Here is a 15092-nt window from a genome sequence, read left to right as displayed (position 1 = left end):
TTAATAGTAATATAGAAAATAGACAAGTTTATCAAAACAGTGGAGGCTTTTTCAGTCATGATGCGTGCACTTCGTTTAAATATAAAGCAAGCTTTTTGTAATCGTGTTTCTTTAATTATTATGTTTAGTGGACTAGCTCTTATTTTTATTTACCATTATTATTATGTAATTCGTTACATTGGGGATGGAACGGATGCCTTTGTAACAACAGCTTTTAAATGGATTGGATTTCGCGACAATGAAATGGATGTTTATTTATTATTAATGCCCGTTATTGCTAGTTTCCCCTTTAGTACAAGTTACAATTCGGATAAATCAGATGGTTTTAAACCGTTTGTAAGTAAAGGGATTTCTTTGTTCCCTTATTCAGTAACGAAATATATCGTTACATTCTTTTGTGGCGGATTTCTTTATACATTTCCATTCATCTTATCGTTATTATTTTGCAAATTAACCATTCCAGATGGAGAACCGACGGCTGGTTCAGGCATTATAAATGATAATGGGATGTTTGCAAACTTATATTACGAATCTCCCCTCACTTACATTACTGTATATATCGGAATTAATTTTTTATTTGCAGGTTTAATGGCCCTTTTAGGACTTGCAGCATCTGCGTGGTCACAAAAGGACTATATGGCGATTCTTTTCCCATTTGCAGTTGCCTCCATTCCATACGTCCTGCTAAATACGATATTCCCTACAATAGGCGGAGCGCCTTTTCATTTATATGACCCAAAACAACCGTTACATGGCATGTCGCCGTATATTTTAACGATGCAATGCACTTTCTTCCTTCTCGTTAGCTTAATTATGTATATACAAGGAGTAAAACGTGATAGAAAAAAATATAGAAGAAGGTTGCAAAAAAGGGAGCGCTGTAGAAAAGCGTTTCAAACAATTTCAGACTAAATGATTAAACGAATAAGAGCGTAATTCCCTAAGTTAGCATAGAGAATTACGCTCTTATTATCATTACATATAATCATCCTCCACTTTACGGTGTACCTGCCAATCCCCATAAGATAACGAACACCGCAAAATAAATCGCTTTAATACCTATCACTGAACATAATAAAATAATTGCATATTTACTTAATTCTCTTCTTGCACCTATTAAAGTAAAAATAACCGCCAAGCTAAAAGTTATATAAGAAGCTGTTGTATTAATTAAGTTATACGTAATATCTAGATTACTTGTAAGTCCTGTTATATCAGCTACAAACTGAAGCATGACGATTGTACTAAAGAAAATTGCAAGCTGATTCATTAACTTTCCATTTATTCGTGCTTGCATCACTGCCCTCCCGACGACTGAATATTCTATTAATTTTATCATCAGATTACAAAAAAAGGAATCATCTCTTTATACTATTGATTCAGAAACAAAAAAGAACGCTTAGTCACCTAAGCGTTCCCCACTTTAAGAAGCCTTCTTCAAATCAATTTGAGCAAGTACTGGGTCGTGGTCACTTACACGTCCGTGCTCTTTCATTATGTTTGAGTTTAAGTGCACTGGATCTACAATTGTGTGCGGTGCGATGTTGTTTGTTACTAAAATATGATCTAACACTTGTGCATTTCCTTCGTGAATGTACGTGTAACGATTCTCTTTCGGCACTGTGTTTAACATATCTTTTAAGATTGTTCCCTCTAGTGTTTTTAATGGTTTAGAGAATTCGAAATCGTTCATATCACCTAACACAACAACTGGTGCATTCGTATTCTTTTTCTGAATTCCTTGCACAAAATGATTTACTTCTTGTGCTAACTGAATTCGTTTGTCTTCACTTTTTAATACGAGCGGTTGCACTTTTCCAAATGGCGTTGCATCTCCTAGTTTTGAGTTTAAGTGATTTGCAACGACAACAATGTTTTGTCCTTGGAACGTAAATTCTGCCGCTAACGGTTTACGTGTACTTTCAAATAATGGATTTTCGTCTCCAATACGAACAACATTTTTATCAAGTAACTTCGGTACCGTCGCTAATTTCACGCGTGATGGATTATAGAAGAAGCCGACGCGAATATTCGCTCCTGGTGCTCCTCCGTCTTGATTATTGTTTGGAGCGATTTCGACATACTCATACTTCGGTCCACGAATTTCTAGAACTGCATCAATGATACGTTTTGCGCTTAATGACGCATCTGTTGTACCGTCATTAATTGATCCGTTATTATCTTGCATTTCCTCTACACCGATAATATCTGGCATTTTTAAGTTGTATTTAATAGAATACGCTAACGCTTTTACCTTTTCATCTGTTGTTTCTTTTTTATTCGCTGAGAAGTTTTCAATGTTATATGTAGCAACCGTTAACTTATCAAGACGTGGCTGAATATTTGCCCCTACTTGCTTAAATACACCATCCAATACAGCTGGCAATTCTGTTATTGGCGAAATACGGAAAGAACCGTAATCATATCCTACTACCCCTATTATATCTCCAGTGAAAGTATCTCCTACTTTTGCTACATAATCGCGAGGTACTTTTACAGAAAGACGCTCTGGGTTTAATTGATTTTCATCTAATAGAGGTGTGCCATATTGTGTTACTATTTTATCTCCACCATTTTTTACTGTTACATATAAATTTCCGTTTTTCTGAGGTGCAATAATTTTTGGTGTTGGCATCGTAACACGCATACCTTCTATACTTTCATAGAAGTCGATTGCATCTTCATTTGGATCAAATAAACCAAATGCATCATTATCAATAATCTGGTCCGGGATTTTCACACCGTTTTCCCCAAGTACAATCGGTGCCGGCAAAGATTGATCTTTTGCGATTACAGCAACGCGACTCGCCTTAATTTCTGTCGTCGTTAAGTCTGTTTCAAATCGCTCTGCATATCCTGGTCCAACATATTCTTCTACTACTCCATCAACTTGAATAAGATCTCCTACTGCTACATTCGCATCTTTTTTATATACGTACATACCTTCTGAAGTAGCTGGATCATTATCCGGCTGATTATCTTCTATATAAAAGCCGTTTTTATCAAGCGCTGTGACAACGCCTTCCACATTGTTTACTTTCTTCCCGTTGTAAGAAGACATATGTGATTTCCCTTGAATGTCATGAATACGAACCGGTTCATTATTTACGATAATAAATGAAAATGTCGAAATTGCTGAAGAAGTAAGCCCTTCTTTTTCCGCGATTGCTTTCACTACACTATTTTCATTCACTACAATTTGTCCATTATAACGAACACTCTTATTAGTAGGATTAGAGCCATCTAACGTATAGTAGATTGTTGCGCCTTCTGTATTCGTCGTTAATGTTACCGCTGTTCCTCTAGCAACTTCTCCGCCGTTCGGTGAAGCTAATACATCGCTAACACGGTCTTGTCCTTCACCTTGAAACTTATAAGCTGTTACTGATTTTAGACCTGGGTTACTAAAATATAATTCAAGAGTCCCTGTTAAATTAACTTTCTTCCCGATATTTTCAGGATGATCTTTTACATTCACTGCCGTTCTCACATCACCTTTTGGCAACTGAACGGGCATGATTTTGTCTGGATTCGTTTCGTTTGGCGAATCTGCAATTGCTACGTTTGTATCATCAAACTTAGCTGGATCCTTCGTATATTTAGAAGAACTTTGCGTATATCCAACAATATATCCTTCTACTATCCCCTTCGTTTTCCCTTGCTGCTTAAATACTTGAATTGCTTTTTCTACTGACATAGAAGCAGTTTCTTCTGCTTGCGCTAAAGTTCCAGTAAATGAAAGCAATAGCAAGAATGATAAAAAGACACTTAACAATTTCTTCACAGCCATTTTCCTCTCTCTATTTCATATTTTCTCAGCATTTCTATCATAACAAATGATTCGTTATATAGAACTATATTTCGACAAATTTTACAAAAGATTTATTTAATTTACAAGCTTTCAAACTATAATACAAAATAATAATTTTACACCTTCTACAAATGCACTCTATAATGTTAGAGAGAGAAAACAGAAAATATCGACATTTAATTGGCATGTAAAATGGATTCATTTGAATAGGAGTGATTGGATGGAAGTACAAACAGAAACATACCGCGCAGCTATGAATGGAACATTAGAACGTCATTTTTCAGATATGATTGCCGTTATACCAACTAGAATTACAATTGAGCAGTTAAAACAGCGACTAGAAACTATCGCTACTAAAGTTGATGATTTAAAAATTGTTTATAGTGATAAGACAAGCCTTATTGTTGAATTACATATGGGTGAAACAGTCATACCGTATGAACTGCATATTGATGAACCGAACGATCCAGAAGGATATAAAATGTACAATAGACAAGATTCTACAATTGTAGATCGTAATTTTGAAGATGCGGCTTTCGGCACTGAAATTTTCACTCGTACGCTATTTGTAGGCGATGTACTGGACTGCTTTTTCCAGCAGTTACAGTTTTTATGGAATCTCGCCCCAGATTTGTTATTTGTAATCGATTCAAGTGCAGCAATGAAAGTGATATCTAGAAGCTATATTGAATATCACGTTGAAAATGAATTATTACCTGACATTCCTGACTTATACGTTATTCATTCCGTTTATGAAGACGATAAAGACGGTGAGCCTACGCAATATTGGTTTCATACACATGGTCTTTTAAGAGCAGGCGTAACTGAAATAGAGTTAATTATTCCAAATCGCATTTCTTCCTACTACGGCATTAGCGATCTCTTTCAAACATTTGCTAATAATGCCGTTGAGAATGGACAAGTCCCTATGAATGAGCCTATCGTTATCGCACATAGTCAGCAAGGTTCTATACATACAGTCGCTGTTCCGTGGGAAAAAGGATTATCTTATATAGGGCATAAAACGAGTATGGACCAATTATCTTCAATCGAGGATGAAGAAGTGAAACTACAACCAATAGATACACAAAATACATTCTTAGGCGGAATGGATGCCCGAGATGAATACCATCAATCTCCATCCGTTCTCTTATTCAAATTTAATACTTCAGAAAAATATATTGAAAGTTTTTTCAAAGAACACGAGGAAGCTACAGGGCTCATGTTCTATAAAACAAATAGTGAAACCAATCGTATGGCTTACAATGCGAAAAATACTTTCGGGTATTTCAGCAACATTTTTCACATTGAACAATCAAATGAAGATTTTCGTTTCCTTGCTAAGTTTGGTGTCTCCTACGAAGAAGGAAAAAGTGAACATATGTGGTTTGAAATGCAAAACATTACGGAAGATTTCATTCAAGGAATACTCATTAATGAACCATATTTTATAGAAGATATGAGTGAAGGAAATCGTTATCATTTAGATTTTGATAACTTAACAGAGTGGGTTATTTATGCAGGAGATGCCGTTATAAAGCCAAATAGCTTATATATGTTTATTGGCGAATAAGTATTTTATATAACAAACGAAATGCCTTCAATATGATTGAAGGCGTTTCTTATAGTTTATTGTGCGATTAATTCAGCATCTATTACTTTCTCCAAATGAGATAATACACGCTTTGCAGCTTCCTCACCTTGATTAATACAATCTGGAAGTCCAGCACCAGCATAGGAGCTACCTGCCAAGTATATACCAGGCAACTCTTTCTGCATAAATGTTGTGAGCTTTTTCATTCGCTCGTTATGGCCTACTGTATATTGAGGCATCGCTTCTTTCCAGCGGCTTACAATTGTAAACTCTGGATCCTCTGTAATATCCATCGTCTTTCTTAAATCTTCTAGTACGAGCTGAACGAGTTCTTCTTCAGTTTGTTCTACAACCGCTTCATCACCAGCACGTCCAACGTAACAGCGAAGGAGTGTTTTTCCTTCTGGCGTTGTATGTGGCCATTTTTTATGCGTCCACGTACATGCTGTAATCGTGTAATCGCTATTTCGTGATACGACAAATCCTGTACCATTAATATCGCGCTTGATTGCGGACTTTTGGAAAGCAAGTGCGACATTCGCAACGGATGTGGATGGAATATTACGGAAGAAACGAAACTGCTTGTACTGAGCAAACATGGACGGCAATACTTTATGCGAAGTTGCCACTACGATGGCGTCCGCTTCTATTTCTTTTCCGTTACTAAGAGTAATCGTATAACCATCACCCTGTTTTGCAACTTTTTCAATGCGAGTTCCCTTTATTATCGTACCTTCATGCATCTTTGCTTCGAGAGATTCTACGATAGATTCTAAACCTGTTTTCACTGTTTGGAAGATTCCTTTTTTCGGTTCAGCTTTCTCTTCTTTCGGAACGAGCGTACGCATACCGAGTGAAATACTGCGATGTTTCTGCTCAATCTGATACATTTGCGGGAATGTTGACATTAAGCTCATTTCATCAATATCCCCTGCATAAATACCCGATAGTAATGGTTCTATTAAGTTTTCAACCACTTCGTTTCCGAGACGGTGTCTGAAAAATTGACCGAGTGATTGATCAGATACTGGCTTTGACCTCGGCATTAATAGATCAAAACCAGCTCTTAGTTTACCAATTGGGGAGAACAGCCCGGAAAATAGAAACGGCGTAATTTGCGTTGGAATTCCCATCATTGATCCATTCGGCATTTTATGTAACCGATTGTTTACGAGGATAAATGATTGACCGGCCTGATTATTTACAAGTTCATCGCCAAGACCTAATTCTTTCACTAATCTAGCTGCACTTTCTTTTCGTGCTAAGAAAGAATCTGGCCCACGTTCAATTGTAAATCCATCTTTTCGAACGGTTTGAATTTTCCCGCCAAGTTTACCCGATGCTTCTATAAGTAATGTATCGATCGGCAAGTTTTTTTCATGAATATTTTTTTGTAAGTTATACATTGCTGTTAATCCAGTGATGCCTCCGCCGACGATCACAACTTTTTTCCTCAAGCAGGCTCCCCCTTTCTTCTTACAGTACAGATTCTTTTTTCTTTAATACAACATCTGTTAAGCAATCAATAAATGCGTCTGATGCATTTGGCATTTCTGGACGATAATATTTCGCGCCAATTTCATCCGTTACAACTTTACACTCAAAGTCATTGTCATATAAAACTTCTAAATGTTCAGCAACAAATCCAACTGGTGCATATACGAATGAAGTATAACCGTGCTTTTCATTTAGTTCCCTCGTTAAATCTTGTACATCTGGACCAATCCAAGGATCTGGTGTGTTTCCTGCACTTTGCCAGCCTACTGCATAGTTTGCTACTTCAGCTCCGCGCGCGATATAATCAGCTGTTTCACTTAATTGATCTGGATATGGATCGCCCATTGCAATAATTTTCTCTGGTAAGCTATGTGCAGATACGATTAATACTGCTTTTTCACGCTCTGCATCTGACATACCGTTATATATACCTTTCACTGCATCAACCCAGTACTGGATGAATTTCGGCTCTTTATACCAGCTATCAATGCCGTGAATTGTTAAGTTTCCAAGTTTCTCAGCTTCTTCTTGTGCTCGTCCAACGTATGATTTCACGCTAAACGTAGAATAGTGAGGTGCAAGAACAAGTGCGATTGCATCTTGTATTCCGTCGTTATGCATATCTTTCACCGCATCTTCAATAAACGGTTCAATATGTTTTAAACCAAGATACATATGGTACTCTACTTCATCTTGTACTTCATTTAAACGCTGTTCTAACTTCTTAGCTTGCTCTAATGTAATAGTAGCTAAAGGAGAAATACCACCAATTGCACGGTAACGCTCTGTTAAATCTTCCAGCATTTCAGGACTTGGCTTTCTTCCTCTACGAATATGTGTATAGTAACGTTCAATATCTTCTTCTTTATATGGCGTTCCGTATGCCATTACAAGCAAACCAATTTTCTTTTTCATACAGCAATTCTCCTTTACTTCGCTAACTGCCCTTTAGAGTATTCATGAATAAATGTAGTTAAACGTTTTAATGTATCCGGATTTACTTCTGGGAATACACCGTGACCTAAGTTAAAGATATAACCCGGCTGTTTCATCCCTTGATCTAAAATACCTTTTACATGTTCTTCAATAACAGACCATGGTGCAAGTAAGAACGAAGGGTCCATATTTCCTTGTACCGCCTTATGAACGCCGCGTGCACGTGCTTCTTCGATCGGTAAGCGCCAATCTAAGCCAACTACATCAAGCGGTAAGTCGTGCCATTCATTTACTAAGTGTGCAGCTCCTACGCCATGCATAATCATCGGTACACCCATCGTGCGAACTTCTGCAAAAATACGCTCCATTGCTGGTTTAATAAATACGCGGTAATCTGCTACGTTTACTGTTCCAACCCAAGAATCGAAAATTTGAACTGCTTTTGCTCCTGCGTTAATTTGCGCTTTTAAATATGTAATAACCATATCTGCTAGCTTATCCATTAATGCGAACCAAGCTTTCGGCTCTGCATACATAAACGCTTTCGTATTATGGTAGTTACGAGATGGACCACCTTCAATCATATAGCTCGCTAATGTAAATGGAGCTCCTGAAAAACCGATTAACGGTACGTCTAACATTTCTGTCGTTAATAAACGAATTGTATCTAGTATGTACGGTACGTCATCTTCTGGATTGATTTCCCCTAGTTTTTCTACGTCTTGTAAAGAACGGATTGGGTTATCGATAACTGGGCCAATACCAGATTTAATTTCTACATCCACACCAATTGCAGGTAGTGGTGACATAATATCTTTATAAAGAATTGCTGCGTCTACGTTATATTGATCAACCGGCAATTTTGTAACGTAAGCACATAACTCTGGATTGTGTGTAATTTCAAATAAAGAATACTTTTCTTTAATCTTTCTATATTCCGGCTGTGAACGACCTGCTTGACGCATATACCATGCTGGTACATAATCGGTACGTTCCCCCCTACATGCTTTTAAAAATGTCTCATTTATAGTTCTTACCAAGACCCTTGCTCCCTTCCTTACCAATGCTTCGAATACGTTCGATATTTATCTTTTTTTACTATACAGCTTGTAAAAACAAAATGCATAATATTATGTACGTTGTTCATTAAATTGACACAAACATTCGTAAAAACGCTTACTATTTTCACAACATTCTTATTATAACACAGAGAAAAACTATGGTTTAGCTACTTTTGACTTTTCTCCTTCACGATTCGTTTGTGTATTATATGGTACAACGTAAAAGCTCGGTTTTGAAAATATGTTAACGAACTTTTCCTCATATTCCCCAGCGCCATTTACAGTGCTAACATGCGTATGAATTCCGTTCTCCACTCTATAGATTCGGTACATAATTCTGTTATCTGGAAGTGGCGTCCAGCTTAATTTTGCTTTAAATAAACCGAAAGGGCTAAATGATAGTTTCATTTTTACATCTTCAATTTTGCGCAGCCGAATCGGAGCACCGATTGTTTCCACACCTTCAGGCTTCATAAACTTCTCTTTATGTTCTACATTAGCCTTCGTTAAAATTTTCTTAAACAATTTTGTTGCAGACGCACTTTCTCCTTGCAACTGATGCTCCTTATCCGTGCGGTCATAACCAATCCAAACAGCGCCTACTAATTTCGGTGTATAGCCGACGAACCACATATCTCTTGCTCCCTTATCGTCATTTGGCAATGAAGTTGTACCCGTTTTTCCAGCTAACGCACCGTTATATACACCAACTCTCGCTGTTCCTTCCTTCACAACTCCTTCTAACATTTTTGTCATATACCATGCTGTCTGCTTCGAGAAGATTTTCGTCTCTACTTTTGGAGATTCCCCAATGACTGCACCGTGTCTATTTAATACTTTATCAATAACGTACGGCTCGATAATATTTCCATTTGCTAAAAACGAACGATACATTTTTACAAGATCAAATGTTGAAACACCATTTTTCAATCCGCCAAGCGCTGTACTTAAACCAGCATCTGCAATATGGACATTTCCTTTTTCTAAATATTGCTTTCCTTCTTCTACCCCTAACTCATTTAATAAAGAAACTGCCGGTACGTTTGCCGACTCTAAAATCGCATCATACATCGTCATTTCTTTTGAATACTCATGATTATAATTTCGAGGTTCATACCCTTCAAAAGAATTTCTTTCATTCGTTAATAAAGAATACGGATTATACTTTTTCGTTTCTAGTGCTGGTGCATAAACGATAAGTGGTTTTAAAACAGATCCAGGCTGCCTTTTGGCAAAAACACGATTAAATCCTCTCGGGACGTACTTTCTTCCCCCAATCGCCGCTTTAATCCCTCCCGTACGATTATCCATTAATAAAAATGCACCTTGCGCCCCTTCTTCTTTCCCAGGAAAATTCCTTGCATCTTGAAACTGGTTATACGCTACCTTTTGAATTTTTTCATCCATAGGTACGACAAACGTATATCCTCCGCGAAGTACTTCTTGATGAGACAACCCGTATAAACGAGCGGCTTCATCTATGACCATATCAATATACGGCATATATGCAAGCTCATTCTCATCTAAGTTTTTATATAGAGCAATTATCTTCCCTTGATAACGAACGCTTTCTTCTGCAGTCAAATAGCCTTGTTTATGCATAAGTGACAACACGAGATCGCGGCGTTCCTTACTCTTCTCTGCAGAGTAGTACGGTGAATATCCGTTTGGTGACTTCGGAAGACCTGCAAGCATTGCCCCTTCCTCTACTGTTAAATCCTCAACATTTTTATTAAAATACAGCTTTGCTGCTGCTTGAATACCGTAAGCCCCATGACCAAAATAAATATGATTCATATACATTTCAAGAATTTGTTGCTTCGTATATTTTTGCTCTAATTGAAGAGAGATTGCGACTTCCTTCAATTTGCGCGTAAATGTTTTTTCACGAGTTAAAAAGACATTTTTAGCGAGTTGCTGCGTAATGGTACTACCGCCCTCTACCTTTTCTCCAGCTAACGTATCTTTATAAAGAGCACGGAATATAGACGGATAATCAATTCCTTGATGCTCATAAAAACGAGAATCTTCCACCGCAACAAACGCCTGCTGCACATACTTCGGAATTTGCTCGATCGGTACGAGCTCCCTATTTTCTACGTATAATTTCGTAATTTCTTTCCCTTTCTGGTCAACGATACGTGATGAAGAGTGGAAAACGAGCTGCTTTTCATCCATCATATAGCCACCAGCTAACACGATAAGTTTATAGAGTACAATCGCTACTACGAACGTTGCGACGCCACCTAATAAAGTCCACTTTACTTTCTTCATACATCGTCCTTCTTTCCAAATGATGGTACATTTATTATTTGAAAAAGAAGTATCTTTATGTATATAATCTTCGAAGTTTTTTAAGAGAGTTGATATAATAGAAACAAACTATTAAGGGGGCACTAAAATGAAGGCTATTATTTCATACGAAACACCTCTAGAACAAGCACATTTCACTGCAAAAAATGATGAGAAAAATATGTTTTATAAAGAAAATACAGAAGAATCTGTAGAAGGCTCACTTAAGTATGACGTACTAGATGCTGTCGGTGAATTTAAAGGACAACCTGGCTATATCGTTTGTAACAACATTTCTGTCACAGACGAAGGTCGCCCAGTATTCGAAAACCGGTTTAAAAACCGCGCAGGCCTTATTGAAAACGAACCAGGATTCCAAGCAATCCGTGTTCTACGCCCATTAAGTAACGATACATATGTCATCTTAACGATGTGGGAAACAGAGCAAAACTTTAAAGATTGGACAGAATCACGTTCATTCGAAAACGCTCATAAAAAACGCCCCACGCAAGCAGAAGGACAACCTCAGGCTCAAGCGCATCCACATGCAGAACAGCAAAAGAGTATTTTCTCTCGTCCTTCTTTTGTGACTACTTTTGATGTGTTAGTTTAATTAAAAAGTGATACAACACTGACAGTACGTGAAATTATATTAACGATTTTTCGAATATATCTATCATATCTTTGAATATATCAACGATTTTTTCAATTTATCTATCACATCTTGAAATATATCAACGATTCGACTAAAGATATCGATTTAATGACAAAAAGGAAACACCATTACACACCGGTGTTTCCTTTTTCTTTGTACCAATTATATATACGAAGTGAATCTTTTTTTCTCATATGCTTTACTTCATAACCGCGCCCGGCTACCGCTACAAGAGTTGTACATAATTCATCTTTTCTTTGAAAATACGATTGATCATAACCTACTACTTGAACATGTCTTCTTCGCATTATTCCTGTATATTTCGAAAAATTACGATATACAACCGTTAGTTGATTTTCTCTTAATTCATAACCGCCACTTTTATATCTAGCATACGCAAGTAACGAAAACACGATAAATAACGGTAAAATAACAAACAACGCAATATATTGTTTAAAATATATACTCACGCTGGCAATTAGAACTGTGAGTATGATACTTATTAACCAGCCCATAATGAAATAACGACGCAACGCTGTTTTTGGTAAGTGAACGATCTCCGCTTCGATTTCATAAGGTAACTCTAAATATGTGAGCAGATGCTGTACATCTTTTTTCTTCATAAATGGATGCAACATTACTTCGTTACTTGCTGCTCCAATACTTTGAATTGCTTCCACTTCAACAGCACAATAGCCAAACGGCTGGCGAAGCATACCTTCTTTTACAGTAATCGCTTGAATGCGGTGCAATTTTAAGACAAACTCTTTCTTTTCAAATAATCCTTGAACGATACGAATCTCTTCCCCTTTTCGCTCAATTTTAAAGTTTGCATATTTCAACACATATCCAGCCGTGGAAATAATCCACGAAATTGCCATTAAAATTAATGCAATTACAATTAGTTTATAAACACCGTTTCCCATCACATACGCTTCTACTTTACTTGTGAATCCTTCAGGAAGAACAAAATCAAACTTTGTGTAAAGAAGTACTAGTCCAGAGAACACTAGTCCGAACCGACCAGATGTAATCGCTGCGGCTAAAACCTCTTTCGCTGTTAACTGATAAACCGTCTTGCTTTCTTCCTCTTCTATTTCTTCTTTTACAGTAGTTTCTTTCTTATGTAATAAAGAGATTAAATGTTTTGCCTCGTCTTCTTTAATACCAGCCAACATCACTTCTGGTTCATTACCACCACCGGCTACTTCTATATTTAACTTCATAAGTCCGAGCATTTGATAAATGATGTTAGAAGACGTACTAATATTTTGTACACGCTCTTTATTTAAATAGCTTTCCTTCTTTACAAAAACACCGTGCTTTATATGTAAAATATTATTCTCAATCCAGTACACTTTAAAATACCATTTAATTGCTGAAAAAATAGCCATGATGAATAAAACAACCAGAAGGAAAAGATAAAATAAATACCAAGGTTCCACTTGTTCATCAGGTTTAAATAAAACAAGAATAATAAGTGGCAACAAACTCGCAACCCTAATACCTAACAATATCGTGATCGGATGTTGCCTCTTATACATCCTCATCACTCACTTTCGCAAGTTCTCCAATTTGTCTTTTCAGCTGTTCTGCTTCTTCTTTCGTTAAACCTGGGATACTATGAGAAGTTGCGGCTGTTGAAATGTGTAATTCTGCTAAATTATACTTTCTCATAATTGGCCCTTGCTCAATCGTTACGTGCTGCACACGGATCATCGGAATAAGTACGCGTTTTACAACGAACATTCCCTTTTGAATCTCAATCTCTTCTTCATTTAATCTGTAACTATAATAGCGCTGACGTAAATTTGGAAACACAAAATAATCAAGTGGAATAAACATAATGGCTCCTGTTACTAATAGTCCAAACAACCAGCCCCACCAGTTAAAGTTAATCATAAAAAAGAAATACGCAATTACGACTGTTAGTATAACTGCCGCCCCAATTAAAGCGTGAATCCTCCACACTTTCAGCATATTAGAATGAATCTCCCTTTCTAACGGCTGCATCTCATCACTCCAATTCTATGAATTTATTACTTATATATTATCAAAAAATAAGGTTTTATATACATTTTTGTAAATTTATAGTCAAATAAAAATAGTTGAATCAAAAGCATATTAAAGAAAAACATACCCAGTTTTGAAAATTATATATTATAAATATGAATTATATTGAACTAAAATAAACCTTACATGATTCATGCAAGGTTTATCGTTTTATACACAATATATTTCATCATTGTTGAGATATACTAGCATCGCTTTCAATTCGCTTTTCTTTTTGGCTCAGTTTTTTATCTTTAGATTTTTTTAATGTTAAAGTCATGCCAATAAAAATAAAAAGAATTCCTGTTATTTGCATTAAAGTTGGACGGAATCCAGTAAGTACAGTATCTAATAATATTGCCACTGCCGGATCTAAAAAAACTAATATTGAGATTGTTTTTGTAGATAAATGGCGTAAACTATCAAAAAACAGATAATACACTATCCCTGTGTGAATAAAACCAGTAGCTATAATATATGTCCAATTACTTTGAGTGAGGCCACTAAAAGCATCTAAATCTATAAATGGTATTAAAAGAAATATCCCCAAGAATGTTTGTAAAAATGTCATTGCATACGCACTCATTTTATTAATCCCTTTACCAAATAAAGTTGTAAATGCATAAAAGAGAGCTGCAAGAAATCCCCATATCATACCTGAAGACATTAATGAACCGAAAGAGAAGCTTCCATCGATACCAGCAATTAATAAAGCTCCTGCAAAACACACAATTATTGAAATAATAGATATTAATGTTAATTTTTCTTTAAAGACGATACTTCCAATTAACAGTACAATTACTGGTGCAAGATGATAAACTGAGATAGCAATTGTAACTGACATATTTTCAAAGGCTTTAAATAAGAAAACCCAATTAAATACTAAGAAAAAGCCACATATTAAAACTTGAATAACTTCTTTTCGTTCCCATTTATCTTGTTTATATTGCCCTGTAAGCAACCAGCATACACTTAAAAATATTGTCGCAAAAATACACCTTACAAACACTAATTCAAACGAAGGTAAGTTTGTTTGAACTGAAAAAAATCCAACTGATCCAAAGATAACCATTGATGCTATCATCTTTAAAGCCGGTACCGTTTTCTCTTGCTTAAAACTTTTTTGAAGCAAATTAATCCCCCTCCAATAAAAAATCGGTTTATAGTGAGAAAAACACCAGCCTTAAAAAAGGA

At 36.3% G+C, this 15092-nt stretch carries 12 protein-coding genes; 3 read left to right on the top strand and 9 right to left on the bottom strand.

Going from position 1 to position 15092, the window contains the following annotated elements; genetic code table 11:
- Positions 1–57: 57 nt before the first annotated feature.
- Positions 58–912 (top strand): hypothetical protein, encoded by an 855-nt coding sequence (locus tag JFU02_RS25010; RefSeq protein ID WP_000984161.1) that lies wholly within the window; start codon positions 58–60, stop codon positions 910–912.
- A gap of 85 nt (positions 913–997) precedes the next feature.
- Here JFU02_RS25010 and JFU02_RS25005 read toward each other — a convergent pair whose 3' ends face one another.
- Positions 998–1297 carry a hypothetical protein gene (locus JFU02_RS25005; RefSeq protein ID WP_001148895.1) on the bottom strand — a complete coding sequence of 100 codons (300 nt, stop codon included), beginning with the start codon at positions 1295–1297 and terminating at the stop codon, positions 998–1000.
- 126 nt (positions 1298–1423) lie between these two features.
- Positions 1424–3790: a DUF6359 domain-containing protein gene (locus JFU02_RS25000; RefSeq protein WP_201071838.1), complete on the bottom strand. Its 2367-nt coding sequence runs from the start codon at positions 3788–3790 to the stop codon at positions 1424–1426.
- A gap of 241 nt (positions 3791–4031) precedes the next feature.
- Between JFU02_RS25000 and JFU02_RS24995 the strand changes: the two genes are divergently transcribed.
- On the top strand, positions 4032–5384 hold the full coding sequence (locus tag JFU02_RS24995) for a DUF4026 domain-containing protein (protein WP_000453724.1): 1353 nt from the start codon (positions 4032–4034) through the stop codon (positions 5382–5384).
- Between the two features lie 56 nt (positions 5385–5440).
- Here the strand turns inward: JFU02_RS24995 and hemY are convergent, their stop codons facing one another.
- The 4 genes from hemY to JFU02_RS24975 all read right to left on the bottom strand — a co-directional run bounded on the left by hemY (position 5441) and on the right by JFU02_RS24975 (position 11173).
- Entirely contained in the window at positions 5441–6862 is a 1422-nt protein-coding gene (gene hemY / locus JFU02_RS24990; protein ID WP_001228105.1) for a protoporphyrinogen oxidase, read from the bottom strand.
- Between the two features lie 19 nt (positions 6863–6881).
- The gene (gene hemH / locus JFU02_RS24985; RefSeq protein ID WP_061666651.1) at positions 6882–7817 is read right to left on the bottom strand and encodes a ferrochelatase; all 936 of its coding nucleotides are present in this window, start codon (positions 7815–7817) and stop codon (positions 6882–6884) included.
- 14 nt (positions 7818–7831) lie between these two features.
- Positions 7832–8878, bottom strand: coding sequence for a uroporphyrinogen decarboxylase (hemE, locus tag JFU02_RS24980; RefSeq protein ID WP_000252614.1), 1047 nt, complete (start codon positions 8876–8878; stop codon positions 7832–7834).
- Positions 8879–9055: 177 nt separating this feature from the next.
- The gene (locus JFU02_RS24975) at positions 9056–11173 is read right to left on the bottom strand and encodes a transglycosylase domain-containing protein (RefSeq protein ID WP_201071835.1); all 2118 of its coding nucleotides are present in this window, start codon (positions 11171–11173) and stop codon (positions 9056–9058) included.
- Between the two features lie 127 nt (positions 11174–11300).
- Here JFU02_RS24975 and hmoB point away from each other — a divergent pair, with 127 nt between their 5' ends.
- Complete coding sequence (gene hmoB / locus JFU02_RS24970) at positions 11301–11804, top strand: heme-degrading monooxygenase HmoB (protein WP_061666649.1); 504 nt, start codon at positions 11301–11303, stop codon at positions 11802–11804.
- Between the two features lie 170 nt (positions 11805–11974).
- Here the strand turns inward: hmoB and JFU02_RS24965 are convergent, their stop codons facing one another.
- From JFU02_RS24965 to JFU02_RS24955, 3 genes are all read right to left on the bottom strand, one after another.
- Positions 11975–13390 (bottom strand): PH domain-containing protein, encoded by a 1416-nt coding sequence (locus tag JFU02_RS24965; RefSeq protein ID WP_061666648.1) that lies wholly within the window; start codon positions 13388–13390, stop codon positions 11975–11977.
- Positions 13383–13859 (bottom strand): PH domain-containing protein, encoded by a 477-nt coding sequence (locus JFU02_RS24960; RefSeq protein ID WP_061666647.1) that lies wholly within the window; start codon positions 13857–13859, stop codon positions 13383–13385. The genes JFU02_RS24965 and JFU02_RS24960 overlap by 8 nt, the downstream gene beginning before the upstream one ends.
- 229 nt (positions 13860–14088) lie before the next feature.
- The gene (locus tag JFU02_RS24955) at positions 14089–15030 is read right to left on the bottom strand and encodes a DMT family transporter (protein ID WP_000939628.1); all 942 of its coding nucleotides are present in this window, start codon (positions 15028–15030) and stop codon (positions 14089–14091) included.
- Positions 15031–15092: the final 62 nt, after the last annotated feature.

The sequence above is a fragment of the Bacillus sp. TH13 genome (assembly GCF_016651175.1).
Taxonomy (GTDB): Bacteria; Bacillota; Bacilli; order Bacillales; family Bacillaceae_G; genus Bacillus_A; species Bacillus_A thuringiensis_S.
The sequence above is the reverse complement of the archived record's forward strand: the minus strand, read 5'-3'. Positions and strand labels throughout refer to the sequence as shown.

Excerpts from the sequence above, each read along its gene's own strand:
- JFU02_RS24965 (WP_061666648.1), bottom strand. The coding sequence starts at position 13,390 with ATGTATAAGAGGCAACATCCGATCACGATATTGTTAGGTATTAGGGTT.
- JFU02_RS25010 (WP_000984161.1), top strand. The coding sequence starts at position 58 with ATGATGCGTGCACTTCGTTTAAATATAAAGCAAGCTTTTTGTAATCGT.
- JFU02_RS24995 (WP_000453724.1), top strand. The coding sequence starts at position 4,032 with ATGGAAGTACAAACAGAAACATACCGCGCAGCTATGAATGGAACATTA.
- JFU02_RS25000 (WP_201071838.1), bottom strand. The coding sequence starts at position 3,790 with ATGGCTGTGAAGAAATTGTTAAGTGTCTTTTTATCATTCTTGCTATTG.
- hmoB (WP_061666649.1), top strand. The coding sequence starts at position 11,301 with ATGAAGGCTATTATTTCATACGAAACACCTCTAGAACAAGCACATTTC.
- JFU02_RS24975 (WP_201071835.1), bottom strand. The coding sequence starts at position 11,173 with ATGAAGAAAGTAAAGTGGACTTTATTAGGTGGCGTCGCAACGTTCGTA.
- JFU02_RS24960 (WP_061666647.1), bottom strand. The coding sequence starts at position 13,859 with ATGCAGCCGTTAGAAAGGGAGATTCATTCTAATATGCTGAAAGTGTGG.
- hemH (WP_061666651.1), bottom strand. The coding sequence starts at position 7,817 with ATGAAAAAGAAAATTGGTTTGCTTGTAATGGCATACGGAACGCCATAT.
- JFU02_RS25005 (WP_001148895.1), bottom strand. The coding sequence starts at position 1,297 with ATGCAAGCACGAATAAATGGAAAGTTAATGAATCAGCTTGCAATTTTC.